Below are 8,408 nucleotides of genomic sequence, written 5' to 3'. Positions count from 1 at the left end.
CGGCAGAAAGATCCCCCAGTGGCAGTTGGATGATAAGGGTTTGGTGGAAGAACTACAGCAAAGCCCGGCCAAAACAACCCGGGCAAAGGAAGATCTTACCCTGGTGCCCATGGGTGCGGCGAGGATCCGGATATCTTCCTTCCCCACGGTGTCAGCTGGTGAAGATGCGCATCAGTGGGAGTAAGTGCAATGATCAAATTTTGGAAGGAAACCAATAATGATTCACACAAAACTTACCGATATGATTTCATTAAAAATTGGCAGGAGCCTGCGCATCCTGATCATGGGTTTTTTGCTCTCATCGCCCTTGATCCATACAACCCAGGCTCAGAATAAGAGTGAGCGGCCCAACATTCTTTTAATTATGGCCGATGACCTGGGGTATTCCGACCTGGGCTGCTATGGTGGAGAGATTCAAACTCCCAATCTCGATGGGCTGGCGGAGGATGGCATTCGCTTCACACAGATGTATAACAGTGCCCGGAGCTGTCCGTCCAGGGCATCGTTGCTGACAGGTGTTTATCCGCATCAGTCGGGGATTGGAAGTTTTGTAGGCAACCGACCAGATGCCCCGCGGGGGTACCGGGGCTCACTGCATTCAAATGTGGTTACCGTAGCTGAAGTGTTGAAACAGGCAGGTTATCGTACTTTCATGTCGGGCAAATGGCATGTGAACGATCCGGTGCCTACGGAGCAGGGCTTTGAGGAGTTTTACGGTTTTACTCATGGATATGCGGTAGACAGCTGGAACCCGAAAATGATGATCCGCTTGCCTGAAAACCGGCCTGACCATAGTTATAAGAAGGGAGAATTTTTTGCCACCCAAGCCTTAACCGATTATGCCATGAGATTCATACAGCAATCGCAGAATCAGACTCCCGGTAAGCCCTGGTTTACCTATGTGGCCTATCAGGTTCCGCATTTTCCCGTGCAGGCGCCGAAAAAGGATATAGAAAAATATAAGGATACCTACAAACCCGGTTGGGATGCCCTTAGAAAAGAAAGACTGGCCAGGATGAAGAAGATGGGCATCGTGGAGGAGGATACGGAATTGTCACCCCGCAGCTCAGTCCCCATTCCCGATATGGCCCGAGATCATGGAGTGCCAGGTGACCTGAAGACCAATCCGCCCTGGAAAGATATTCCCGATGACCGCCAGGCCGACCTGGCCCGGCGTATGGCCGTTTATGCAGGTATGGTCGACAACATGGACCAAAACATCGGGCGCTTGACCGGCTATCTTGGAGAAAGCGGCCAGATCGACAATACCCTGATCATCTTTGTGAGCGATAACGGGGCTTGTGCTGAATGGGGACCATACGGTTTTGACCTGCCCGAGGAACGGCTCCAGACAGACACACGTGGTAAAGGCATCGGTGGCGGAACCCCTGGATTGCCCAGCATCCTGCATGAAGGAGAAGCCCTGGAACAACTTGGCGGACCAGGCACTGGCCCAGCTTTCGGATCGGGATGGGCCAACCTGTGCAATACCCCCTGGAGCGAATACAAACAGTATACCCATGAAGGAGGCGTCTCCACCCCCATGATCGTCCACTGGCCCGAAAAGATCCCTTCAGGAAAAAGAGGCCGCTTTGAAGATCAGCTGGGTTTCATCTTCGATATTCCGGCAACCTGTATAGACGTGGCTCAGGCTGAATACCCGCTGCGGTATGAAGGCCATACCATTATCCCCCTGGAAGGCAGAAGCCTGATGCCTGTTTTGGAAGGACAATCCCTGGCTGAACGGACATATGTATATGAACACTTTGGCAATTCCGGGATACGGAAAGGAAAATGGAAGCTTGTGGGCAAAGATATCCTCAACAAAAACGGTCTGGTGGAGGATCCCCAATGGGAGCTATATAACATCGAAGCGGACCGCACCGAGATCCATGACCTCTCGGAAAAGTATCCGCAAAAGGTTGAAGAACTTGAGAAGATGTTCATCAAAGAAGCTTATCGAGTGGATATTTTGCCTAAAAATTAATTGTCTTTAGAAATGCCCCTTCTCCCTGGATAACTAAAGATGAATTTTTATCATCAGACAGGGAATCCGCAGACACGATTTATCAAATTGTTGTGTTTCTATAACGCCAGGAGAGACTTAAGTTTGTATGAACGGGGTTTCCCTTAAGGAGGTGAAAGGAAAATTGCCAGGACCACGTAATTTTGATTATTTATAAAGACCTCATAGATAATTTTTTGTTGGTTATGCAACGATGTTTACTATAATGTATTGATTCCCAAACAAATTTCTGATATGTTTGATTATTAATAAAGTTTCTTTTTTACACTTAATTATTGATAAACCCGCTGAATCATGAAGATTTTACGATTTTTCCTGGGAATGGGGAGTATTCGCGATGTTGTCCATGTCCAATACCCGGGCTCAACCCAACAAGAAGAAGCCCAACATTGTTTTTCTCTTTGCCGATGACTGGGGCCGTTATGCCAGCATCTACGGTGAATGGGATGAAAAGGGCCGCGTCAATTCGGTGATCAACACGCCCAATTTCGACCAGAGCGCCGAAGGTGGTTTGCTGTTTACACGGGCCTATGCCCCTGCTTTATCCTGCACCCCTATGAGCAATGGAAAGAAAAAAGCGGATGGTCGGTTATTCAGGATCAAGCCTGGGACAATGTGCGCCCCTGGCCACTTAAAAATTGATTTTTCTTTTTTTAGATGATTGGGTTAGGGTTAGGTTTCAGAATCCCTTCTCTGGATTTCAGAGGGGGGATTTTGCTTTTCTTTGAACTTGCTGTTTGCTTAAGTCATCGGATGCGTAGAAATTTTTTCTGCCACGGGGGTAATATAACGCACCAGGATGCGACCTATCTGGCATATGTTTTGTTATACGGAGCATAAATAAATTTATGCCATGAAGCATCAGCACACAGCTCACCGGTTCGGGCAGTGTCATTCGTTACATGTGAATTTTTAGATAAACCAATTCAATATTTAACCTCAATTAAAAACTTTGAAAATGAAAAAAATGACCTGGATGGTCTTCATCTTGATGATATCGTTTACATGGGCTGCAGCCCAGGATGAGGAAGAGAATTTCAAAACCCTTTTCGGCAGCATTGAATCACATGGTGGATACGGCGGTATCTCAGTGGGCTATTCCCAGATTGACAACCGCGATGCCCTGGTGATTGGTGGGCGTGCTGCCTGGATCATCAACCACCAGCTGGCGCTGGGTGTTGCTGGAACAGCCTTTCTCAATGAATATGAGTATGATTCCTTTTTGGCTGAAGATGTGAATCTGCAAGGCGGATACGGAGGGCTCATGATTGAGCCGATCCTGGGGGGACAGGAGTGGGTGCATTTGAGTTTCCCGATCGTCGTTGGTGCCGGAGGTATTGTCCATGCCGAGAAATATGTACACCGCAATCGCTACGATTATGATTACAGGGACGATTATGTTAACGATACCGATGCCTTTTTCCTGCTGGAGCCCGGAGCCGAACTGGAGTTCAATATGTTCAGGTTTTTGCGGGTCTCCATGGGCGCTTATTATCGCTACACGGACAATATCGATCTATATGATACGGATGAAGATGTGTTACGGGGTTTCTCCTATCAGCTGACTTTCAAAATCGGAAAATTCTGAGGGCAGCCTGCCGGCATCATCTCTGCCTGAAATCCAGAATGATTTGCTTTTTTAACTCAACAGGCACCAGGTTTCGAAGGGTATCCATCCTGTTTTCCTCAGGACTTCCCACGACAAGGGTGTAGACTGATTGATCATACACTGCAGGGCGGAAGAGGCTGTCTTTCGCCCTTTTGGCATAGATTAATTCAGTGTCGTTGTCGCGGTAAAGTTTATAGACCGGTTTGTGGTTTAGGCCCCTGGTGATGATCTCCGGCAGGAAGCCCACCGGATGTTGCAGGTAATTGTCCTTAACGCCCAGGCTAACCGGCCATTCCGCGTAAGGCTCACCTTCTTCTGGATCTGTACTTCCCGCCCATGCCGATAATTCGATTCTCTGATGGGAGATGTCGAAGGTGATGATCCCATAACCCGTTCCGGGAGTATGAACCGTGGTGTCAGCCGGATGTAAGGTATCAGTGGCCGTTTGTTTTATGCAGCATGAAAAAGGCGGAATCCCCAATTCAAAGCCGGCATCTCCCTTTTGATGGATGCCCTGATGGATCGCATAAGCCGCTGATTGCCCCGATGTGATCATCAAAGCATGTGCTTTTCTTATGATTTTCAGAGCCTGTTTCCATTCGGGATTGGGTTGATCTTCCTGTGCGTTCATGGCCGGGGTTTTGCCCTCAGAGGCGAATCCTTTACCAGAAGAGGCAGGAAGGATTTTTTGATCTGTTATGGAAGATTGGCTGATGACCGCCTTGATATGCGCTCCTTTCCAACTATGGGTCCAATCCTTGAGAAAATACAACTGCCGTTGGCCCAGAGCGCCGGTCCTTCCTGTTGTTGCTTTCTGAGGCTTTGGCGTTTGGTTGGGATCCTTTTCCCTGAACTTATTCGTTTCCACGATCGCCAGGTCCAAACCTCCGTATTGCAGGTTGGTATAGAAGGCAGGTATCCCCCAGCGGTTGGGGGCTGGATTGTAGGGAACAGGCAGATGCCCTGTCTGGCTTTTCTGAACCATATTGATGAAGGAGGCAGGCCTATGGTGGGAGGCGAGGGCTGGTTGACCGGTTCTTTGTTTGTCAGCCACGTGGAGCGGCCTGCGATAAAGATCCTTTTGGCCCGGGAGCATGATGGTGGGTATATTACGGGTAAGTGCTCCATGTGCCCAGCAGAACAAATACCATTTATAGAGATAATCCAGGTATAGATCATCAGAAGAATCAGACTTCACGCTTGTGGGAAGGTTTTTGTGTACCTGATTGCCTGTATAAGCGAGTATGTCGGGCTGATGCTTGAGTATGTTGCTGAGGATACGCTGGTGAGGGAACCCGATGCTATCCCCGGTGAAATGGCAGGTTTCACCTATAGGATGCTGCATGCTTTTAATCCCGCTCATTCCGGCCATAACAAGGCTCCCCTTGTCTGGTTCTTTCATTACGGTTCCTTTCATATAATGTGGCTCCGGAGATTCCCGCAGCGGATAGCTCATCCTGTACTCCCATGCCTTCCGGCTGTTCCAATCACCTATCTGAAAAGTGGCCATCCAGCCTGGTGTGTGGATCCCGGCACGACCGGCTACCTGCCATTCATCTGTCCCCTTTTCCCGAATTTCCAGTTTTACCTTTTTTAGATTTTTCTTTGACAGGGGTGGCATCTGGGCTGTCATACACAGGGTGCCCTGGCTGATGGTGTAATGGGCACCCAGCACTGGTCCGAATTGGCGGCCGTCGCTTTTGTGTATCTTGGCCCCTTCCATCTTCCATTTCTTGAACCAGAAGGATGTTTTGTGGCTGGTGTCCTCAATATGTGCAGCCAGGGCCAGGTTGCCCTGCAGACGTTCCTGCCTGATCCCGCCAATGTATGCTGAGTCGATGGACTCTCCGGTTTTATGGTTCCTGGCCCACAGCGTCAGGCGGTATGTCTTGCCGGAAGGCATGGCCAGCAGGTGGAGGTTTATTCCTGATTCCGGGATTCCCGATGGATGAAACTGCCGGTCCCTTTGTAGCGAGAGCGGTTTTCTGCGGTCCTCATTATCGATCACCGTAATCTCCCCTTTGCCGTTGATGCCTGCTATGAGTCCGCCCTGCCTTCCATGGGCCTGGTGGATCAGGGCCCGCATCCGGTAATCGTCTTCCAGGCTTCCCGCACCCAATAGAAAACCGACCCAGGCATCCGTTCTTCGGGCCGACTCACTCAGGGTGCCGGTTTGCAGGCTCATGGTGAACGCCCCGTCTTTCCTGTTCAGGTAACGGGTAAGAACATGAACCGTGCGCAGGGACCGGCTGTTGTTGATACATTCCAACCGGCCTTCATGAATCCTCCAGTCCTGAAGCCGGTTGGCCCAGTATTCCGGCCCAACCCATACCCGCTGGGGCGTTTGGGCCCACTGACTTTCGAAGCCCCGGTCGAACCAATGACATGAATGCATAATCAGGAGCATCAGCATCAGGAGTAAGGGAATGACAGGTATGAACCTCTTTGAGAAATTCATGGATCGGTGTTTCATATTTCAAACTGCCGGGCAAAATAAAGATAATCCTTTAAAAAATAAAATCAGCTGGCTGGCTTTCCCGGATACGAAAGAAGTCCTGTTTCCAGAAAACGGGGGCTTTAGTTTTGGGCAAATGGATAACTTAAATTAATACTGAATCATACAGGTTGTAATTCAGGGTATTATGCAATGCCTGCAAGGTGGTGTTGTAGTATTGTTGTACCTGTCCTTATCTAAATACATTCTAATTTAGGATTCTGTATACTTAGAGTTGGGGTATCGCCGGAAAAATGACCGGAAAGTTTTTTTCTTTTCCACTAATAACTATAACTTTGGTTTGAAAGCACATACCCACCCAAAAGAAAGGATGATCCAAAAATTCGTTTTTCTGTAAAGACCTGATATATTTATTTGTTTGATCATTATTTAAAACCTTTTATCATGAATCGCTTACTTTATGTATTCCTGTTCAGCATGCTTCTTTCCAGCTGCAAACCTGATAAAAAACAGGACAAGGAGCAGGAACAGCCGCCGAACATCATCTTCATCATGACAGATGATCATGCTTATCAGGCCCTAAGTGCTTACGATGATCGACTGATCAGTACACCGAACCTGGATGAACTGGCCGAAGAAGGGATGATCTTCAATCATGCCTATGTGACGAATTCCATTTCTTCGCCCAGCCGCGCCACCATTCTGACCGGCAAGCACAGCCACGAGAACGGGGTGATCAATAATTCGATACCCTTCGACAGCACCCAACAGACCTATCCTAAGATTCTGCAGGAGAACGGTTATGAAACAGCTGTGGTGGGGAAATGGCACCTTAAGTCGCAGCCCACTGGCTTTGACTATTGGCGCGTGCTGGATGGTTTGGGCGGCCAGGGATACTATTATCATCCTATATTCCGCTCACCGGAAGGTACCGTTAAGAAACAAGGCTATACCACCGATGTGATCACTGACATGGCCATTGACTGGCTGAAGTCAGGACGAAGCCAGGATAAGCCCTTCATGCTGATGTATCAGCATAAGGCACCTCACCGGGAGTGGCTGCCATCGATGCGGCACCTGGAATTCAAAAAGGATGAAAATATACCGGAGCCGGCCACCCTGTTTGATGATTACGGGGGTAGGGGCAACGCTGCCAAAGAGGCGGAGATGCTCATCAGTGAACATATGAGCCTAACCAGCGACAACAAGCTTCGACCTGAAATGGTCCGCGATATGGGTTATGAGGCATTTTATGGTTGGTATGACCGGGTGTACAAAGAACATTATAATCGGCTCACTGAAGAAGAGCAGAAAAAGTGGGATGCGGTATATGGGCCTATTAATCAGGAGTTCAAGGAGAAAGCCCCCAGAGGAAGGGAGCTGACCAGATGGAAGTACCAGCGATACATGGAAGATTACCTGGCATGTATCAAAGCCGTGGATGAAAATGTGGGCCGGTTAATGAAATACCTGGACGAATCAGGACTGGCAGAAAATACCCTGGTGATCTACACTTCTGATCAGGGATTTTACCTCGGTGAACACGGCTGGTTCGACAAACGCTTTATGTACGAGGAATCTTTCCGTACTCCATTGATCGTGCGCTGGCCGGGTCATGTTGAACCCGGATCCGAGAATGATCAGCTGGTGCAGAACCTGGATTATGCTGAGACCATGCTGGATGCTGCTGGCGTGGAGGTTCCTTCCGATATGCAGGGGAAGAGCATGGTTCCCCTTCTGGAAGGCCAGAATACCGACTGGAGGGATGCCCTGTATTATCATTATTATGAATACCCGGGGATACATGCGGTGAAACGTCATTATGGGATCCGCACCGACCGCTACAAGCTGATCCATTTTTACCACGATGTGGATGAATGGGAGCTTTATGACCTGAAGAAGGATCCCAACGAGATGCACAATGTGATCGATGATCCGGAGTATATCGATGTGAAGAAGGAACTCAGGCACGACTTGGATTCCATCATGCGCCATTATGGTGATTCCGATTCGCTGAGGATGGAGTATATGCCCGGAAACGGTTAATCGGTAGGATGAATCCGGCTCAACGGTCAATCGCTGAAAAGTCGGATAAAACTGAAGTAACCCCATTTTTTTACATAATATACCTGCCAGCGGCAATAACCGCCGGCAGGTATATTGTTTTCGCCATACCGGAAAAAAACATGTATTATGAAAAAGCAAAGTGCGGGCATATTGGCCTATCGTTTTAGAAATGGACACTGTGAGGTTTTTTTGATTCATCCCGGCGGGCCATACTGGAAGAACCGGGATAAGGATGCCTGGTCCATACCCAA

6 protein-coding genes are annotated in these 8,408 nt (G+C 48.8%); 5 read left to right on the top strand and 1 reads right to left on the bottom strand.

Translation table 11 applies throughout. The features are described 5' to 3' along the window. From KGY70_13275 to KGY70_13260, 4 genes are all read left to right on the top strand, one after another. The coding region (locus KGY70_13275) for a hypothetical protein (GenBank protein ID MBS3776159.1) at window positions 1-184 on the top strand (184 nt) is incomplete at its 5' end. 99 nt (window positions 185-283) lie between these two features. Further along, window positions 284-1,987 (top strand): arylsulfatase, encoded by a 1,704-nt coding sequence (locus KGY70_13270; GenBank protein ID MBS3776158.1) that lies wholly within the window; start codon window positions 284-286, stop codon window positions 1,985-1,987. Window positions 1,988-2,372: 385 nt separating this feature from the next. Next, window positions 2,373-2,687, top strand: coding sequence for a sulfatase-like hydrolase/transferase (locus KGY70_13265; protein MBS3776157.1), 315 nt, complete (start codon window positions 2,373-2,375; stop codon window positions 2,685-2,687). A 297-nt stretch (window positions 2,688-2,984) separates the two neighbouring features. Beyond that, entirely contained in the window at window positions 2,985-3,614 is a 630-nt protein-coding gene (locus KGY70_13260; protein ID MBS3776156.1) for a hypothetical protein, read from the top strand. Between the two features lie 16 nt (window positions 3,615-3,630). Here KGY70_13260 and KGY70_13255 read toward each other — a convergent pair whose 3' ends face one another. Further along, window positions 3,631-6,093, bottom strand: coding sequence for a hypothetical protein (locus KGY70_13255; protein ID MBS3776155.1), 2,463 nt, complete (start codon window positions 6,091-6,093; stop codon window positions 3,631-3,633). Between the two features lie 441 nt (window positions 6,094-6,534). Between KGY70_13255 and KGY70_13250 the strand changes: the two genes are divergently transcribed. Continuing rightward, complete coding sequence (locus tag KGY70_13250; protein MBS3776154.1) at window positions 6,535-8,136, top strand: sulfatase; 1,602 nt, start codon at window positions 6,535-6,537, stop codon at window positions 8,134-8,136. The last annotated feature ends 272 nt before the right edge of the window (window positions 8,137-8,408 follow it).

It is taken from the genome of Bacteroidales bacterium (assembly GCA_018334875.1).
GTDB lineage: Bacteria > Bacteroidota > Bacteroidia > Bacteroidales > UBA12077 > JAGXLC01.
Note: the sequence above shows the minus strand (reverse complement) of the source record. Positions and strands in the feature narration are given on the sequence as shown.